General features: G+C 60.6%; 11 protein-coding genes. 2 read left to right on the forward strand and 9 right to left on the reverse strand.

The genetic code is table 11. The features are described 5' to 3' along the window. Positions 1–7: 7 nt before the first annotated feature. The 4 genes from IEV88_RS04190 to aroQ form a co-directional block, all read right to left on the reverse strand. Complete coding sequence (locus tag IEV88_RS04190) at positions 8–2,497, reverse strand: EAL domain-containing protein (RefSeq protein WP_188160016.1); 2,490 nt, start codon at positions 2,495–2,497, stop codon at positions 8–10. A 132-nt stretch (positions 2,498–2,629) separates the two neighbouring features. After that, a complete protein-coding gene (accC, locus tag IEV88_RS04195; protein WP_188160017.1) occupies positions 2,630–3,982 on the reverse strand; it encodes an acetyl-CoA carboxylase biotin carboxylase subunit in 1,353 nt (450 codons plus the stop codon). Between the two features lie 60 nt (positions 3,983–4,042). Beyond that, positions 4,043–4,498, reverse strand: a complete 456-nt coding sequence (gene accB, locus IEV88_RS04200) for an acetyl-CoA carboxylase biotin carboxyl carrier protein (protein WP_188160018.1) — start codon at positions 4,496–4,498, stop codon at positions 4,043–4,045. A gap of 41 nt (positions 4,499–4,539) precedes the next feature. After that, positions 4,540–4,986, reverse strand: a complete 447-nt coding sequence (aroQ, locus tag IEV88_RS04205) for a type II 3-dehydroquinate dehydratase (RefSeq protein ID WP_188160019.1) — start codon at positions 4,984–4,986, stop codon at positions 4,540–4,542. A 78-nt stretch (positions 4,987–5,064) separates the two neighbouring features. Here aroQ and thiS point away from each other — a divergent pair, with 78 nt between their 5' ends. Together thiS and IEV88_RS04215 are read left to right on the forward strand one after the other, a co-directional pair. Beyond that, positions 5,065–5,265 (forward strand): sulfur carrier protein ThiS, encoded by a 201-nt coding sequence (gene thiS, locus IEV88_RS04210; protein WP_188160020.1) that lies wholly within the window; start codon positions 5,065–5,067, stop codon positions 5,263–5,265. 9 nt (positions 5,266–5,274) lie between these two features. Then, the gene (locus IEV88_RS04215) at positions 5,275–6,048 is read left to right on the forward strand and encodes a thiazole synthase (protein ID WP_188160021.1); all 774 of its coding nucleotides are present in this window, start codon (positions 5,275–5,277) and stop codon (positions 6,046–6,048) included. 96 nt (positions 6,049–6,144) lie between these two features. On the opposite strand, the gene IEV88_RS04220 is transcribed toward IEV88_RS04215, so the two are convergent. The 5 genes from IEV88_RS04220 to IEV88_RS04240 form a co-directional block, all read right to left on the reverse strand. Beyond that, complete coding sequence (locus IEV88_RS04220) at positions 6,145–8,139, reverse strand: alpha/beta hydrolase family protein (protein ID WP_188160022.1); 1,995 nt, start codon at positions 8,137–8,139, stop codon at positions 6,145–6,147. A gap of 112 nt (positions 8,140–8,251) precedes the next feature. Then, positions 8,252–11,494: a TonB-dependent receptor domain-containing protein gene (locus tag IEV88_RS04225; protein WP_188160023.1), complete on the reverse strand. Its 3,243-nt coding sequence runs from the start codon at positions 11,492–11,494 to the stop codon at positions 8,252–8,254. A 403-nt stretch (positions 11,495–11,897) separates the two neighbouring features. After that, on the reverse strand, positions 11,898–14,927 hold the full coding sequence (locus IEV88_RS04230) for a TonB-dependent receptor plug domain-containing protein (RefSeq protein ID WP_188160024.1): 3,030 nt from the start codon (positions 14,925–14,927) through the stop codon (positions 11,898–11,900). Between the two features lie 264 nt (positions 14,928–15,191). Then, positions 15,192–15,977 (reverse strand): DsbA family protein, encoded by a 786-nt coding sequence (locus tag IEV88_RS04235; RefSeq protein ID WP_188160025.1) that lies wholly within the window; start codon positions 15,975–15,977, stop codon positions 15,192–15,194. A 139-nt stretch (positions 15,978–16,116) separates the two neighbouring features. Further along, on the reverse strand, positions 16,117–17,547 hold the full coding sequence (locus IEV88_RS04240; RefSeq protein WP_188160026.1) for a M48 family metalloprotease: 1,431 nt from the start codon (positions 17,545–17,547) through the stop codon (positions 16,117–16,119). Between the last annotated feature and the right edge of the window lie 141 nt (positions 17,548–17,688).

Here is a 17,688-nt window from a genome sequence, read left to right on the forward strand (position 1 = left end):
CGCCAGATCAGGCGTCAGACCTGCCGGTCCTGACGACCGGCTCTGCCCGAATGTCGTCATCGCCATAATCGTCGTCGGTGCGCAATTCCCGCCATTTGCGTTTCCACGCCCGCGGCCAGAAATGGGTTGGCACCACGCGGTGGCGGCGCATCAGCCAGTTCTTGCGTTTCGGGCGCTTCAGACCGCGCAGCCGGCCGGCGATTTCGCGCTCGGTGCTGTCCAGCTCGATCGGGCCTTCGGTATCGTCGGCATGGGCCTGGGTCGGGTCGAGTTCGGTCGCCCCCTCGAAGGCTTCATCGAGAACTTCGTCTTCCGACTTGAACATCTCGGCGTCTGCAGAGGAGTAAGGCTCAACACTTTCATCGACCTGCGGTGGCGGCGCGGCATCGCTGGCGGCGCTGACTGCGACCGGTTCGACTGGCAGGGTTCCGGCGGTCAGGTCCGGCTGGCTGTCAATCCGGGTTCTGGTGTCCGGCTCGACGACCTGGTTGAGCAGCTCTTCATCCAGCTCCGGTTTTTCCGTTTCAGAAGCCTTGGCTGTGGCCTTTTCTTGAGACGACGTCGCAGATATGCCGGTCAGACGCAGCGAGCCGGTTATGCTGCCACGGAAATGGGGCAGTTTCGGGTACCATTCGCTGTCGCGATCCCCAGACCCGGTGCCAATCTGCGTTGACTGTTCCTGCTCTCGGGGTGATTCTTCACCACCGGCAGTCGAAAGCGAAACGTCGCCCGGACCAGACTGATCGGCGGTCTCTTCGTCAGATGATGTCTCGTCAGCCACCGAATTTGTTGCCGGCGGCGCCACGGCGCCGGGTTGATCGTCGTCCCGGACAGTATCGGGCGCGATGCTGTCAGCGTCGCGGGAGCGGCGCGATTGGGCGGGTGTCGTCATGCTGTCGGAAACGCGTTCACCCTCGGAAAAGTTGCCTTGCGCGATCGTTGGCTCACTTTGTTGGGCACCGGTGCGGTCGACGGATCTCTCCGTGCCGCGCGTCCTCGGCGCATCGAGCACCAAACCGGCGCGGGGATCAGGATCGGGATCAGGATCGGGTTTGGCGAAGGCGCCGGGTGAATAGGGCTCCGGCAGGGTGACGATCGGCCGCGCGATTGCATCGGCCTCGACAGACCGCCCCGCGCTTTTGCCGCCTGTCTTGCCGGAGGTCTTTCCGGACTGGGCAGCAAGCCTCAATTCGGTTTCGTGTGGCAATTCATAGGCCTGCGACAGGCGCGACTGGAGGCGGCGGGCGTTCTCCTCGGCCTGTTTGCGGGCGGCGACCTCGCGCAGCGTGTTGTGGGTCTCGTTGAGGTCCGCCGCAGTCTGCTCCGGGGCAGCGGTTTCAGCCTCGAACTCGGTGGCGCTGCTCCCGGTCGTCCCGCTATCAGCGGCGCCGGTATCGGCGGTCTCCATGTCAGCAGCCTCGGCAGCCTTTTTCTCGGCGCGTTTGCGGGCGGCGACTTCCGCGGCCTTTTTCTTCAGGAGGGCGAGTTTTTCTGGCGTCAGCTTCGCCTCGGCAAGGCTCTTGCGGCTGCTGGATTTCCTTGGCGCTGTTTTCGGCTTGGTAGCGGCGGTCCCGGCTGATTCCCCGGAGGCGCTGGTGGCGACGGGCTCTCCTGACGCTTCCCCGGACCTGGCCCTTGCAGGGGACAGTCCCCGCGCCATCCTGTCCATCTGGTCGCTGTCGACAGGCTCGAGCGCGAGCACGTTCCGGACATGACCGACAAGTCCCGGCTCGACGGTATCGAGGGCGCGGATGGTCGCGAGATAATTGCCCTGAGCGCCGGTAAATCCGAGGCCGGCGAGCGCTTTCAGGGAAGGCTGGTCCTCCACACCGACGGCGATGATGCCGGCATCATTGGCCTTGGCCAGGTCGAGCAGTTCCGAAATCGCGGTCAGCCCGGGCCCGCCACGCATGGTGCGGGCAAAGCGCAGGATCGCCGAGCCGCCGGTCTTCAATTCATCGAACGGGAACGGGTCGATCGTGCGCAGCAGATCATTGGCGCGGCCACGGACCTCGATGGCGAGACGGGCGCCGGTCTTGCGCAATCGCGTGAAGTGCTTGGCGGCATCCTTGACCGGGGTGGTCGATGGGAGCGCCGGGCATTCAAGCGTAATCAGCCGGGCAGGAAATTTGCGCTCCTTCAGGGTCAACGCGAACCACTTGGCAAAATCGGGCTCGATCACGTCTGACTGGGCGAGGTTGATCGACAGGCCGGGGCCGTCCGTGCCGCGCCAGGCGATGTAGTCATCAAGAGCCGTCGTCACCACATGGCGGGTCAGTTCACCCATCCGGCCCTGGGATTCGAAGAAGGAAATGAAGGCGCCGGGCGGCAGAACGCCAAGCCCGGGATGGGTCCAGCGGACAAAGCTTTCGACGCGCATGATGGTGCCGTCGCCGAGATCAAAGATCGGCTGAAAAATGACCTGGAAGTGATTGTTATCCAGAGCATTATCAATGTCGACATTGGTCAGCCTGACGGCCTGCGGCCCCGTATCCATGCCTGCTCCCGCGCTTGCTCGAAACGACATCATGCCTGTCCCGGGTTAACACATTGCTGAGGTAGCACCTCAGACATGGTTAACACCCCAAAGTGGCGTGAGTCGGGCAAAATGTGGATAAATCAGTCAGCGTCAGGCCGACTTGTGTTTTTCTTCCAGCCAGTGTTCCAGCCAGTGGATATTGTAATCGCCTGTCTGAAAGGCCGGCTCATCGAGCAGGTCGAGGAAAAGCGGGATCGTGGTGCTGATGCCGGTAATCACGGTCTCCGAAAGGGCCCGGCGCAGGCGCGCCAGTACCAGTTCGCGGCTGTCCCCGAACACGATCAGCTTGCCGATCATGGAGTCGTAATAGGGCGGGATCGTATAGCCCGCATAGACGGCGGAATCAAAGCGCACACCGATGCCGCCGGGGGCATGGAATTCAGTAATCTTGCCCGGTGACGGCGTGAAGGTGCGCGGATCCTCCGCATTGATCCGGCATTCGATGGCGTGGCCGGAAAACTTGATGTCTTCCTGCTTCATCGACAGCTTCTCGCCGGCGGCGATGCGGATTTGCTCGCGGATCAGGTCGGTATTGGTGACCTGCTCGGTGATCGGATGTTCGACCTGGATGCGGGTGTTCATCTCGATGAAATAGAACTGTCCGTTCTCGTAGAGATATTCGACCGTGCCGACGCCGCGATAGCCGAGTTTCTCGATGGCGGCGCGGGTGATCTCGCCGATCTCGGCGCGCTGTTCCGGCGTCAGGGCTGGTGACAGCGCCTCTTCCAGAACCTTCTGGTTGCGGCGCTGGAGAGAGCAGTCACGCTCGCCGAACTGGACGACATTGCCGTGCGTGTCCGCTGCGATCTGGATCTCGATATGGCGCGGCACTTCGAGATATTTCTCCAGATAGACTGCATCGTCGCCGAAAGCGGCCTTGGCCTCCGACTGCGCCGTGAAGATAGCATTGGCCAGGTCGTCTTCCGTGCGGGCGAGCTTCATGCCGCGTCCGCCGCCGCCGGAGGCGGCCTTGATCAGGACCGGAAAGCCGATTTCGCGCGCGATCGTCATCGCATCGTCGGCATTCGTGATGCCGCCGTCGGAGCCCGGCACCAGCGGGATACCGGCCTTGCCCATTGTTTCCTTGGCGGCGATCTTGTCGCCCATGACCCGGATATGGCTGGGCGAGGGGCCGATAAAGGTGATGTCGTGGGCCTCGACGATCTCTGCGAAGCGGGCATTTTCTGACAGAAAACCATAGCCGGGATGGATCGCATCGGCGCCGGTAATCTCGGCTGCGGCAATGATCGCGGCGACGTTCAGATAGCTGTCCTTGGCCGGCGGCGGCCCGATGCAGACGCTCTCGTCTGCGAGCGTGACATGCATGGCACTGGCATCGGCGGTTGAGTGTACGGCAACCGTCTGCAGGCCAAGTTCCTTGCAGGCGCGATGGATACGCAGGGCGATTTCGCCACGGTTGGCGATGAGAACTTTTTCAAACATGCCGGGCGGCACCTTTCCGTTGGCCGCAGCGCGGAAAGCGCGGGCCGATTGAGGGTAAGCCTATTCGATGATCATCAATGGCTCGCCATATTCGACGGGCTCGGCGTCCTGAGCGAGGATTTCCTTCACTGTGCCATCTTTCGGCGCCTTGATCTCGTTCATGGTCTTCATGGCCTCGACGATCATCAGCGTCTGGCCCCGTTTCACTGTCGAGCCGACGGCAACGAACGGGTCGGCGCTCGGCGAGGGCGACATATAGGCTGTGCCGACCATCGGCGATTTGACGGCACCCGGGTGGTTGGCGGCGTTCGCGGGGGCCGGGGCGGGGACGTCAGCCGGCGTGGCGGCAGGGGCAGCGGCCGGCGCAGCAGGCGCAGCGGCGGCGCTGACCATCATGCCGCCTCTGGCGACGCGCAATTTCACGGAGTTTTTCTCGATTTCGATCTCGGTCAGGCCGGTTTCCGTGAGGACGTCGGCCAGCGCACGAATCCACTCCAGTTCCGTCTTCATAGTCATGTCATTCTTACTCGGCATGAGCGGCTTTCTCTGGTTAATGTTCAGGCTTTTTCGATGAGCCGCGAAGCCGCGTCAAGGGCCAACAGATAGCCATCGGCGCCAAAGCCGCAAATGATCCCGGCGACAGCGGCGCTGACATAGGAATGGCGGCGGAACGGCTCACGGGCATGGATATTGGACAGATGCAGCTCGATCGCCGGGATCTGCAGCGCCTTGAGCGCGTCATGCAGGGCGACGGAGGTGTGGGTGTAGCCGGCGGCGTTGATGATCAGCACCTCGGCGCTCTTGCCCGCCTCCTGCACCCAGTCGATGAGCATCCCCTCCGAATTGGTCTGCCGGAACAGGAGGGCGAGGCCCAGATCATCGGCAGCCGCCAGACACATCTGTTCGATATCTGCCAGCGTGTCGGCGCCGTAGATTTCAGGCTCGCGCGTGCCCAGAAGGTTGAGGTTCGGGCCGTTGAGGATATGGACTTCCGGTGTGCTCATCCCTATGTCTATACCATGTTTTCGATGACGCAGCATTGCGTGAATCTGTGCCGTAATTCAACAGGATAGCGTGCATTCATGAAAATAACCGTAAATGGAGAGGCGCGGGACCTGCCGGCGCCGGCAACGGTCGACGGCCTGCTGGCCGATCTCGGCCTGGAGCCAAGGAAAATCGCGGTCGAGCGCAATCTTGAAATCGTGCCGAAATCGGCCTTTGGTTCGACCGAACTCAACGATGGAGACCGCCTCGAGATCGTTCAATTCGTAGGCGGCGGGTGATTTGACACTATGACAGACGATACATTCGAAATTGCCGGGCGGAAATTTTCCTCGCGGCTGATTATCGGTACCGGCAAGTACAAGGATTATGCTGAAAACGCGGCGGCGGCAGAGGCCTCCGGCGCGGAAATCGTGACCGTTGCGGTGCGCCGGGTAAACCTTACCGATCGCGACAAGCCGATGCTGGTCGATTACGTCTCGCCGGAAAAATACACCTATCTGCCGAACACGGCCGGGTGCTTCACGGCGGAGGATGCCATCCGCACCCTGCGCCTGGCGCGCGAAGCTGGCGGCTGGGACCTCGTCAAGCTGGAGGTGCTGTCCGATCAGAAGACGCTGTATCCGGATATGGCGGAAACGCTGCGCGCGGCCGAACTGCTGATCAAGGAGGGCTTTCAGGTCATGGTCTATTGCACGGACGATCCGGTCTATGCCCGCAAGCTGGAAGAGGCCGGATGCTGCGCGATCATGCCGCTGGGCGCGCCGATCGGGTCGGGCCTCGGCATTCAGAATCCGGTCAATATCCGGCTGATCGTCGAACAGGCGAAAGTGCCTGTGCTGGTCGATGCCGGTGTCGGCACCGCGTCCGATGCGGCGATCGCGATGGAGCTTGGCTGCGACGGTGTGTTGCTGAACACGGCCATTGCCGAGGCGAAGGATCCGATCAGGATGGCGCGCGCGATGAAGCATGCCGTGATCGCCGGGCGCGAGGCGTATCTGGCGGGCCGTATGGGGCGGAAGAAATATGCCGATCCGTCCTCGCCACTGGCGGGATTGATCTAGGCTGTTTACCAGTGTTTTGCTGGCATTGCTGATTGTCCCGATACAAACAAAAAACCCGGCTCGCTGAGCCGGGTTTTCCTTTGGTAAGCCTGCGGATTATTCCTCTTTGAGGCCGCATGTATTGTCGAGCCAGTCAATCATCGCCGGGAACATTTCCATCCAGTGGCGATAATAGATCGTGCCGAAGAAGTGGTTGGCACCGTCCAGCTTGATATATTTATGCTCCTTGCCTTCGCGCTTGAGTGCAGCGACGAATTTGTCGGAGTGGCTGATCGGCACACGCTCATCTTCTGTACCGTGAATGACCAGAACCGGCACGTCGACGCTGGAAACCAGGTCTAGCGGGTTCAGTCCCTCAACAGTATTGCGGTACTGGGTCAGCGGATCGTTGCGCGAGCCACCGGAATAGAGCCAGGCCCGGAACTGCGCCATATCACCGACACCGGCACCCGGGATCGCACATTTGTACGGGTTCGGGTCGCGGGCAGAGCCGATGAACGAGGAATAGCCGCCATAGGACCAGCCCATGATCGCGAGGCGATCAGGATCGGCGATGCCCTGGTCGACCAGATACTGGCCGGCATCGTCGATATCGTCCTGCTGCAGCATGCCCCATTCGCCGAAACCGTCCTGCAGGTGCTTCTTGCCGAAGCCAGTGGAGATGCGGTATTGCGGCTGGATGACGGCATAGCCGTGATGGGCGAAGAGCTGCACCCAAAGATCGAAACCCCAATAGTCGCGGGCCGTCGGGCCACCATGAGGCATGACGATGGCGGGGAAAGGGCCTTCGCCATCCGGCACGGTAACGAGGGCCGGAATTTCATAGCCATCGCGCGCCGTATAGGTGACGAACTCCATGTCCGACAGGGCTTCTTCGGTCAGCGCCGGCATGGATTTGCCGATGACCTGGAGGCCACCCTTGGCTTCGTCATAGAGGTAATAGGTGCTTGGCGTCCGCGGACCGTTGGACCGGATTACCCGGACAGACAAGTCGTGCGAGGCTGAGATCGTGTCGTTATTGGCGTTGGGCAGCAATTCATCGAGATTCTCGTCGAACGCCTTTTCCGCCGGGTCGATCCAGTAAACCTCGCCGCCACGACCGTCATAGGCAAAGCCTGTGAGGTATTGACGCAGACGGTCTTCAGGGTCGCGGATCGTCACGATCCCAGCCGCGTCATATTTCGGATGGCGGAACAACAGCTCGGTGTATTCCTGGCTGGCGAGGTCATAGGCAAAAATGCCAGCAGTGTCGGCATCGTGGTTAGAGACGACGAAGAGTTCGTTCGGGTTGTCGGCGTTCAGGAAGCCAATCGGGCTGAAGACCTGGCTGATCGCTTCGCCGCCAGAGCCACTGCGGCCGATCTCCGTCCAGTCGGTTTCGCCTTTGATGCGGGCAACGAAAACCTGTTCACCGGTGCTGCGGTCATTATAGCTGGCAAAGCGGATATCGCCTTCGGCGTCGACACCGTAACCGCCATAGCGGGTGTTGCCGGTCGTTTCCGAAACGATCACACCGGAATCGATCCGGACCTTGGCAATCGCCCGGACACCATTGGCATTGGCGACATAGCTGACCATGACGTGGTCAGGGTCTGCAGGCAGGGTCGAGATAACAGCAGCAGCACCCGCGCGCTTTTCCAGTTCAGCCGCAGCAGCGCCCTGGGTCCGCCGGTCGAACTGCAGCTTCGGGATGTCGATAAAGCTGCCGCGTTCCCGGTGGATCGAGGCAATCTTGGAAATACGATAGGTATTTTCCCCCTCGCTGAACTGCTGGGTGAAAACCACCAGAAGATAGTCTTCATTGATCCATTGTGCGCTGTTCACACTCATGCCGCGGGCGCCATAGGTGCGGATACGGCCTTTGGAAAGGTCCTGGGCGTCATAAATCCCGAGAAACGGATCGCCGTCGATGGAATTGCGCTGCACGACAGAAAGCCAGCGCCCGTCGGGGGAGACTTCCACATCGGTAATTGTCGGGTCCTGGGCGAAGGCCTCGAATGGCAGCGTTTCCTGGGCATTTGCCGTCATGGCGGCGCCAAAAACGCTGGCAGCAGAGACCAATACAGCCGCGATCAAACGATTGAGGGTCATTTCATACTCCAGACAGTGGGTCGGATCTTGCCGACTAATTAATACGTTGAGAAACGAAAAGGGCCCGGAATTATCCGGGCCCCTCATTTGTATAGCCTAGTTTCTCACGATCCTAGAAGTCTTTGACGATCGACAGGAAGAAGGACCGACCGAAGACGTCGTAACCACGGCCGAGCGGTACGTTGGCCAGTTCCGACGGGATCGAAGCAGCGTCAACCAGCGGCGGTTCGGTGTCGAAGATGTTCCGGACACCACCAGTGATGCTCCATGTGTCGAGCGAGTAGTTCACCGCTAGGTCGTGCAGGAAGTATTCGTCTGCTTCTTCCTTGTCGCGGAAACCGGCGCCAGCCGTTACAGCCTGACAGGTGCTCGGGTCGACACCGGTGATCCGGCCAGTTGCCGGGTCGTTGGTGATCGTGCCGCAGGTGCGGAAGTCATACTGGATCTGGGATTCCGTACGGATCGGATCCAGTGTGCTGTCCTCGACTTCGCCGATATAGTCCGTGGTCCAGATCACGGCGAAATCGCCATAGTCTACACGGGCACGGAAGTCACCACGCCATTTCGGGTTGCCGAACTCGCCCAGATAGTCTTGGAAGACATCGAGAATAACTTCCTCACGCTCCAGAGTGTTGTTCAGGCGAGCGCTGAGGCTGAGGTCAAGCGGCTTCTCGTTGACAACGAAGTCCATGTCGAAGTTGACCGAGTAGTCAACGCCGACAGCCGTTTCGGAACCGGAGTTCAGGAACGAGGCGTCGATGTCGGAAATGAAGTTCCGGCTTGGGTCACCCGTGTTCAGACGTTCGATCCGCGAACAGAACGCACTCGACAGGTTTTCAAACTCGACGAGACAGTCGTTGAGGATGAAGCCGACGGACGGCGAAACGATCGAGTTCTCGATTTCGTACGAATAGTACGTCGCCGAACCACGAAGGTCGAAGCGGTCGAACCAGGGCTGCTCCATGGAAACGCCAAGAGTGTAACCCTCGGACGTTTCTGCGTTCAGGTCCTGGCCGTTGCCACCACGGGTAAACGGAATGGAGGTAGCACCACCCTGGCCGAGTGTATCCGGGTCTGCACCCTGGGCGATACAGTTCGGACGGATGATTGCCTGATCCTCAGGTGAATACCGGTTGAAGGTCGACGCAATACACGGGTCGCCAAAGGCACCGGCAAAGGCCGTCTGACCAGCGAGGAACTGCTGACGCAGATTCGGTGCTTTATAGGTCGTGCCGAAAGTACCACGCAGGCGCAGCCAGTCGTAAGGCAGGTAGTTAACGTTGGCGGCATAGGTCCACAGAGAGCCAAAGTTACGCTCCTCGGTCCAGCGAGCCGACAGGTTGAGGGTCAGTTCTTCAGCAAGCGGGCGGCCACGCAGCAGCGGCAGCTCGGTTTCCATGAAGAATTCCAGCAGGTCGGTCGTGCCGAAGGTGTTACCTTCGCGAGCGACAGACGGTGCCGCACCCGACGACGTCAGGTAGTCATTGTAAGACTCGATACGGTCTTCGCGATATTCGATACCGAAGACGAAGGGAACAACACCGTCCGGCAGGCGGAAAATGTCACCGGAGAAGGCGACGTTGAGCAGCTGCTGGTCGATGACCGTGCGGTTGGTCGCGTTGCCGGCGGCATAATCCAGGAAGTCCTGGGGCAGGGCGCCATTGAGATAGATCTCCGGATCCGTCAGGTCGAGCGGAACGCAATCCTCCGGCGAGATGAAGCCGAACAGGTCGCCATCGATGGTCGGCGAGCAGGAGTAGGAACCGTCGGCGTTCTGGGTCAGGTTCCGCGTGGCAGCAACGATACGCTCCTCGTTGACGGCGATCGAGGACAGGTTACCGTTCGAGCGGTCATAGGAGCCGTAGGCATCCCATACCCAGTTGTCGATATTCACGCCGAAATTGCCATCGGACACGAACTTGCCGGACGGGATCAGGAACTCAAGGTCACCTTTGAGGCCGCCAACGAAGCGGGCCTGGGAAACCTCGACCTGAGCCGAGTTACCGGTCGCGTCGATGAAGGAGGTGAAGACCAGCTCACGCAGGCTGTCGGGAACGCCCGGCGTCGTACAAACCGGCGCCTGGGACAGGTCCGGGTGATTTGCGATATTTGGGCTGAGACAGCTCACAGACGGGAAGATCTGCTGGGCACCCTGGTCGATTTCCGAGTTACGGCTGGAATACAGGAACTCGAAATAGGACGTGACGCTGTCGGTCAGTTCATATTCACCGCCGGAATAGGCAGAGAAGGTCTCGATGCCCTGGATCAGGTCGAAGTCATCGGAGAAGCGGTTCGCGTTATAATCATTCTCATACACGAACGGGGAGCCAATACCGATGACATTCGGGCCAGTCGGATCGGCGAGGTTGGTGACGCCGCCAAAGCTGCCCGGGCCGCCGAACTGGTTGTTGTTCGGGACGTAGAAGTAGCCGTCGCGTGCCTCGAAGTCGAAATAGTACAGGCCGAAACCGGTGCCGATACCATTACCCTGGAAGTCGCCATACAGGGCGTTCAGCGGGTCCAGAACCATGGAGCCGAAAGACTGCTGTTGGCAGTAGCTGTTGGTCTCGCCGGTTTCCGGATTGATCTCGATGTCGCGTTCGCAAGGCGTGAAACCACGCTGGCCGCGCTTGACGACGTCGCGCTGGTAGTACTCGGCACCAAACAGGATGTTGCCGCGGTCGCTGGTCGTGCCGGCCGTAAAGGTCAGCTGCAGTTCTTCACCACCGCCATGCTCCGGCTTGGACATGTTGGCGCGCATTTCGACGCCTTCGAAGTCCGTGCGGATGATCGCGTTGATAACGCCGGTAACAGCGTCCGAACCGTAAACGGAGGAGGCGCCGTCAAGCAGGACGTCATACTGGGAGATGATGCCGGAAGGCAGCAGGTTCAGGTCGGGACGGGTCGGCGCACCACCGACACCGGCCGGAGCCAGGCGACGGCCGTTCAGCAGAACGACGTTACGGTCGGCACCGAGGCCGCGCAGGTTGATGGTCGAAGAACCCGGACCGGAATCGGTGACGAGGCCGGTGAAGGTCGCGTCGAACTGAACGCCGGAAGCGATCGACGAAGACTGCAGAACATCAGCAGCGGTGAAGAGGCCTTCTTCGCGAGCTTCTTCAGCTTGCAGAACCCGCAGGGGTTTCGGGCTGTCATACTCGGAACGGCGCAGACGAGAACCGGTCACGACGATAAGGTCGCCACTCGCTGGTTCTGCCTGTTCTTCTTCAGTTTCTTCGATGGTCTCTACATCATCATCGTCTTGCGCATAAGCAGACGGGATCGTGGCAAACGCGGCAGCGCTAACCAGCAGCGAGGACCCGAGAAGTAGTTTTTTAAGGTCTAAAGCACCCATATTACCCTCTTACGGTTTGATTGAATCTTGGAAACCCATGGTCGTACCATTAATAGACGGTAATTGTGTCGTCAGGCATGTACAACAGTTTTGTGAAGCGTGATTGCGTAACACGAGTCAGGTGTTACTGAGACGACACAAACAAATGCCGCAATGCAATAAAACGGCACATTTCGCACCTGCAGCGCAATAATATGCCAAAATTTTTGTGTTTCAGAGAGGGCGCTCGCCCGGAATGTGGCCAGCATGCGCCACCGGGTTGGTCGTTCCGGGGAACTTTTGGCCTGCGGGCCAGGAATTTCCGGCTCAAACAGCCATTCGAAAAGCGATTTTTCTGCGTATTCGGCACAAAAAAAGGAGGGCCCGTGCCGGGCCCCCCTTCGTCACTGAAGCGTGGAGTCGCCTAGTTGGTGTTGATCTGGACGCCGAGATAGTAGAAGCGCCCGAGCGGATTGACCGGATAGTTGAGGCTGCCGCGGTCCGGTTCCTGGTCGAGGAGGTTGTTTACGCCGCCATAGACCGAGAACTGGTCGGACAGGTTGAACCTGGCCTGGACGTCATGGACCGAGCGGGCCGACCAATTATAGTACTCGGAATCCACGATATCGGGATTGTCCTCGATATTGCCCGGCTCGAAGCGCTGGGTTTCGTCAAACCAGCTATAGCCGTAGTTCAGCTGCACGACGTCGTCCGGGCTGGTCCACAGCAGATCGAAGGTGGCCTGATATTCCGGCGCGCCGGCATCGCCGACCTGCTGGTCCGTCGGCGCATCCTCGAGTTCGACGAAGGTCAGGTCGTTCAGCTTGTTGCCGATCAGGCCGAAATCGAACTGGCCGATATTGCGCTCGGTCAGGCCGACTTCCTGCGGGTCGAGGCTGTACCGGACCGACAGGTCGTAACCGCTGGTCGTGTACGACGCGACGTTGACGGCGAATTGCTGGAACCCCGAGAGGCGCCCATCGCCGGCGGTATCGCGCGTGACGAGCGGGCAGAACTGGTTCGGCCGGGGCAGGTCATAGCACTTGTCGACGATCGTCTGGGCGTCGAAGAACTGGATCGCGTCCTCCAGCTCGATATCATAGTAGTCGAGCGAGATGGTCAGGTTCTCGATGAAGCTCGGCTGCAGCACGAACCCGTAGGTATCGGTCATCGCCGTCTCGACATCGAGATCGGGGTTGCCACCGACGCGGCCCTCGATCGCAGAGGAAACGTTCGGGTTAAAGCCCGTCGCTTCCGGGTCGAAGCCGAGATCTGCCGTACAGTTCTGCAGGCGCAGAGCCTCGACTTCCGGATCCTCCGGCTCATCCAGATTGACGACCGTGCAGGGATCGGCAAGCAGCGAGAATGTCTGCGATTGCGGCAGGAACAACTCGTTGATGTTCGGGGCGCGAACGGCCTGCGCCGTGGTGCCGCGGAAGCGGATGAAATCATTCACCTGCCAGATACCGCCGACCTTCCAGGTCTCGGAACGGCCGGTCGTCGAATAATCCGAGCCGCGATAGGCCGCGTCGAGGCGCAGCTCCTGGATGAAGCGCACATCCCGGACCAGCGGTATGTCGACCTCGGCGAAATATTCGAAGACATCGAATTCGCCGACGGTGTCGGTGCCCTGGCCGGACCAGGTGATGTCATAGCCGAGCGCGGCAGACTCCTCCTCGATCGGCGCGGCGTTGTTCGCGGCGCTTTCCTCACGGTATTCGACGCCGAATACCACGCCGACAGGACCGGCGGGCAGTTCGAACCAGCGGGAAGAATCGCCCGTGACGAACGCGTTCCAGACCTGCTGTTCGATGGTCGCATCGCTGACCGTCGTGGTGTTGATCCACGCGGCGGCCTCCGCCGAGATGTCCGCGCCGAAGATATCGGCCGGAACACAGCCCGAGTTCGCACCCGGCGTGAACGTCGTGCCCCACAGGGAATCGTCATCCAGGTTGCCGGAAGGGATCGCCGTCGGGTCGAGGTCGGAGCGGCAGACGATTTCGCCCGTCGACGGATCGCGCACGGCATCGATCGCTGCGGCGAAGCGGTCGGCCTGACGGTCGTTGAAATACTCGCTCGTCTCCTTGGTCTGACCGTAGGTGTAGGACGCTTCGTAGAACCAATTGTCCCAGAACGCCCCGTCGAGACCGATCACGCTGCGCCACGTCTCGCGCTCGATGTCGCGGCCGGTATTGCCGAGATCGAAATTGTCGCGCGCGACGTATACGGTGTCGGCACCGAAAGGTCCGCCGGTCGGCATCGCGTCAGCGAGGATCGGATCGGGGATGAACGGGTTGTCGAACGGGACTTCGAGGAAGTAGTCGAAAGTCGGCTGGGCGATGAATTGCGTCGTCGTGTTCACATATTTCAGATCGCCGAAAAGGTTCATCGACGGCGTTAGCTCATAGTCGAAGGAGCCATAGGCCGTGTAGCGGTCCAGCTCGGGCAGCAACTGGTCGACAAAGCCGTCGAGCAGGGAACCGTCGCCGCCGACGGCGAGGAAGCCGCCTGCCGAGACACCGTCCTGCCACGGATCGCCGTTGCCGGTGAAGTCGTTGCCGGCAAGCGAGTCGCCGAAGTCCGGGTCCGTGTACACGCCGCCCACGGGCGAGGTGTCGATATAGGTGACGCCCGTCGCGAAAATGTTGTCAAGAATGTCCGGATCGTTCGCGCCGCCAAAGGTGCTGGGCTCATCCGGGTTGCTGATGAGGATCTCGCGACGGCCGAACTGGGAATAGCGGCGATCACTCTGATCGACCGAATTCGTCTGCGACATTTCGAGGGCGCCGGTGATGTTCAGACGGCCATCCATGAAATTCTTGCCGCCGACCATGCTGATGAAAGTATTGTCGCCACCGCCCTGCTGGGACGTCCCGGTCTGGGCGCGGGCGCTGAAGCCCTCATAGTTGTCCTTCAGAATGAAGTTGACGACACCGGTCACGCCATCTGCACCGTATACGGCGGATGCGCCCCCCGTGAGCACCTCGATGCGCTCGATCAGGCCGACAGGGATCGTGTTGATATCGACTGCAGCCGTACCCGGCTCGGAGCCGACATGACGGCGTCCGTCGACCAGCACGAGCGTGCGGTTGGTGCCGAGGTTGCGCAGGTCGAGAAGGTTCAGGCCGACGCCGGCCTGATCGGCGGTGTTGGCATAGTCCTCACTGTCGATGGAGCTTACCAGGGCCGGCACTTCCTGCACGAAGTCGGTCATGTTGGTTGCGCCGGAGCGCTCGATCGTGCCTTCATCAATGGACGTGACGGGATTGGAGAAGTCATAGTCCGGACGGCGGATGCGCGAACCGGTGACGACGATGACATCGCTCTGCGCGTCTTCTGCCTGCTGGCTGGAATCCTCATCGTCCTGTGCGGCCGCTGGCGCGAGCATCATGGCAGACAGCCCTGCCAGAATGCTGGTTGCCAGGAGCGATTTCTTGGTATCGGAAAAGTTCATGCTAACCCTCAAGTTGAAGAATCGGAAAAGCCGGAGACCGCATGAAAATCAGCATACGGAGCATCCGGTGGCGGGTCGACCGGTCGGCCGGTGTTACCCCCTAGGTTTCATGACAATTATGTGATCATGACAGTTCCATACTGTCGTCAAAAGAGCGATAAATGGTACTGATGCCGCGACGAACGCACGAATGGCGCGACCAATAGTCCTTACGCGTCAATTCAGGTGGGAAAATTGGCAAATGATGCCAGGGCGTCGAAGCGGTCAGCTCGCCGACTTGCGCGCTTCCTCGATGGATTGAGAAAGAGTTTCCGGCTGCCAGCCGCTGATCATGCGCGAATAGCTGCCATCTGCCGATGCGATGACGAAGGCCGGCGTTCCGGTCACGCCCAGATCGATGGCGATGTCGCGGGTGCGGGCAAGGACGGCGTCGTACCCGGAAGCGTCGATGGTGTTTGTCATGGCCTCGACATCGATCCCGATGTCGGCGGCAATACTGGCGATGCGCTCCGGCGTCAGGATGCCGGAGGCGTCCATCATGGCGAAGTGCAGCTCGCTATATTTGTCCTGGTCGCGCGCGGCGAGGGCGGCCATGGCGGCGTAATCGGATTCTTCGCGCAGGATCGGCAGCTCGCGGAAGACCACGCGCACATCGTCTTCCTCGGCCAGCAGGTCATAGACATATTCCGTCGCCTGCTTGCAGAAGCCGCAATGATAGTCGAACAGTTCGATGACATAGACCTTTGCCTCGCTGGCAGGGGCGCCGTCGGCGAAACCGTCAACGCCGCTGATCAGCGTGTCGAGATGGACATCGAGCCCTGCCATCGCCTCCGCTTCGGCTCTCAGTGCCTCAAGCTCGCTGTACCGGTCGAGGGCGTCGATGACGACTTGCGGGTTCTCGACGAGATACTCCCTGATGATCTGCTCGATCACTTCACGGTCCTCGACCGCGATTTTCTGCTGTGCGGTGCCGGACGACATCAGCGAGTAGCCGAGGGCACCGGCAGCGGCGATGGCGGCAGCGGAGAGGAGGGCGGTCTTGAAGGTCATCGATACTCTCTGGAAAGTTGGCTTGGCGCTGCGCCAATGTGCACCGGCTTGTCGGGCAAAGGAAAGCCCCGTTTGCGGCTTTCACGCAGAAGTCAGCGCACAAGTCAGCACGAAAGACGTTGGCAGAAGCAGCAGGCGGCTAACGGCGATAGGCGGGCAGGGAGGTGTCGCCGGAAACGCTGAAGCGGCCCGGCCGGTTGCCTTGCGGATTGTTGCGCTGATAGCGCAGGGCATCATCGCGGGTCGCATTGACGATGTCGCTCGCCTGGCGCCATTCCACGGTCTGTTCGGGCAACTTGTCCAGGGCGCGCGTGGCGAAGCGGTGGGCGAGGTGCGGCGCGCCGACATGGAAATAGGCTTCGGCCGTGGCAAGGGATGCCATCGTGTCGTCGCCCTGGCTGCTATAGGCGCGGGCAAGCTCGGTCCAGCCGAAATAATTGTCCTTCTCCATATTAAGTGCCAGCTTCAGGATGTCGATTGCCTGGGCACTGAGCTCGGTATTTTCTGTCGCGACCAGCGCGCGCGCGTGGTTGATTTTCAGCAGCGCGTATTGCGGGGCGAGCTCGGTCGATACCCGGTGTGGCTCGATCGATTCCGTGATCTTGCCATGTTCGAACAGCATCTGGCCTTTCAGTTCGTAGAAGAAGGGGTTCTCCGGCTCTTCTTCCAGCAGGCGGTCGATCTCGGTCAGTGCCTTGTCGAGCTGCGCATCGCGATAATAGGCGACCGCGCGGGCGTAGCGGGCGGGTTTAGTCTGGTCGGCAAGAGGGTATTGGCGCATGGTCGCCTGCGGGTCGAGCATGAAGCCGTTGATCTTGGCCTGGATCATGCGCAGGCGCTGGATTTCTTCCTCTGTATCCTTGACCTCGTAATAGGGCGACTCTTTCACCTTCCGCTCAAGGATGCTCATCCGGTCATTGGCCATGGGGTGGGTCGAGTAATACTGGCCGCGCTCGTAATAGGAGGAGATAAGCTGCTGGTTGCGCAGCTTGCGAAAAAAGTCGATCAGCCCCTGGCCGGATTTGCCGGTCGCCTCGAGATAGGCGAGCCCGGCCTGGTCGGCGCTCGATTCCTGGCCGCGTGAATAGCGCAGGAAGTTGGACGTGCCGACCTGCTGGCCGAGGCCGATCAGCCCCATGCCGGCATCAGGGGCTCCGGCAAGGATCGCCACCGTGCCGAGCACGAGCGACATCATCATCGGGCGTGTCGCGCTCTCCATGGCTTCCTGGGTACGCTGGCTGTGGCCGCCGGCGATGTGACCGGCCTCGTGGGCGATGACGCCCTCGATCTGGTTCGGCACATCGGCCTCGGTGATCAGGCCGGTGAACACGAACATGTGCAGATTGCCAGCGGCGGCATTGAGGTCCGGGCTGCCAATGATGTGGATCTGGATCTGTTCTGCGGGCAGGCCGGCAGCCTCGAAGATTGGCATGGAATAGTCAGAGAGAAACTGCTCGATCTCGGCATCGCGCAGGAATGACTGGGCACTGGCCGATGCCATCAGCATAAGCTGCGCCGTCGCGGCGGCAGCGGTGATCTTCAGCACTTTCAACACTCTGGTGGATATCATGATGCGGCCCTTGCCCTTGCTACTGCAGGCCAGTTTAAGCCCGATTGTGTCAAAAATCGAACATTTGCCCCGAAACGTCAGGTTAAACTGCTGCAATGAAAAGGCCTCCCCGAGGGAAGGCCTTTTGTGGGGGTGGTCCCA

Origin of the sequence: Aquisalinus flavus (assembly GCF_014640095.1) — a bacterium.
GTDB lineage: Bacteria > Pseudomonadota > Alphaproteobacteria > Caulobacterales > Parvularculaceae > Aquisalinus > Aquisalinus flavus.

Bases quoted from the DNA above. Each gene is read 5' to 3' on its own strand.
- accC (WP_188160017.1), bottom strand. From the start codon at position 3,982: ATGTTTGAAAAAGTTCTCATCGCCAACCGTGGCGAAATCGCCCTGCGT.
- accB (WP_188160018.1), bottom strand. From the start codon at position 4,498: ATGACTATGAAGACGGAACTGGAGTGGATTCGTGCGCTGGCCGACGTC.
- IEV88_RS04190 (WP_188160016.1), bottom strand. From the start codon at position 2,497: ATGGATACGGGGCCGCAGGCCGTCAGGCTGACCAATGTCGACATTGAT.
- thiS (WP_188160020.1), top strand. From the start codon at position 5,065: ATGAAAATAACCGTAAATGGAGAGGCGCGGGACCTGCCGGCGCCGGCA.
- IEV88_RS04240 (WP_188160026.1), bottom strand. From the start codon at position 17,547: ATGATATCCACCAGAGTGTTGAAAGTGCTGAAGATCACCGCTGCCGCC.
- IEV88_RS04215 (WP_188160021.1), top strand. From the start codon at position 5,275: ATGACAGACGATACATTCGAAATTGCCGGGCGGAAATTTTCCTCGCGG.
- aroQ (WP_188160019.1), bottom strand. From the start codon at position 4,986: ATGAGCACACCGGAAGTCCATATCCTCAACGGCCCGAACCTCAACCTT.
- IEV88_RS04225 (WP_188160023.1), bottom strand. From the start codon at position 11,494: ATGGGTGCTTTAGACCTTAAAAAACTACTTCTCGGGTCCTCGCTGCTG.
- IEV88_RS04230 (WP_188160024.1), bottom strand. From the start codon at position 14,927: ATGAACTTTTCCGATACCAAGAAATCGCTCCTGGCAACCAGCATTCTG.
- IEV88_RS04235 (WP_188160025.1), bottom strand. From the start codon at position 15,977: ATGACCTTCAAGACCGCCCTCCTCTCCGCTGCCGCCATCGCCGCTGCC.
- IEV88_RS04220 (WP_188160022.1), bottom strand. From the start codon at position 8,139: ATGACCCTCAATCGTTTGATCGCGGCTGTATTGGTCTCTGCTGCCAGC.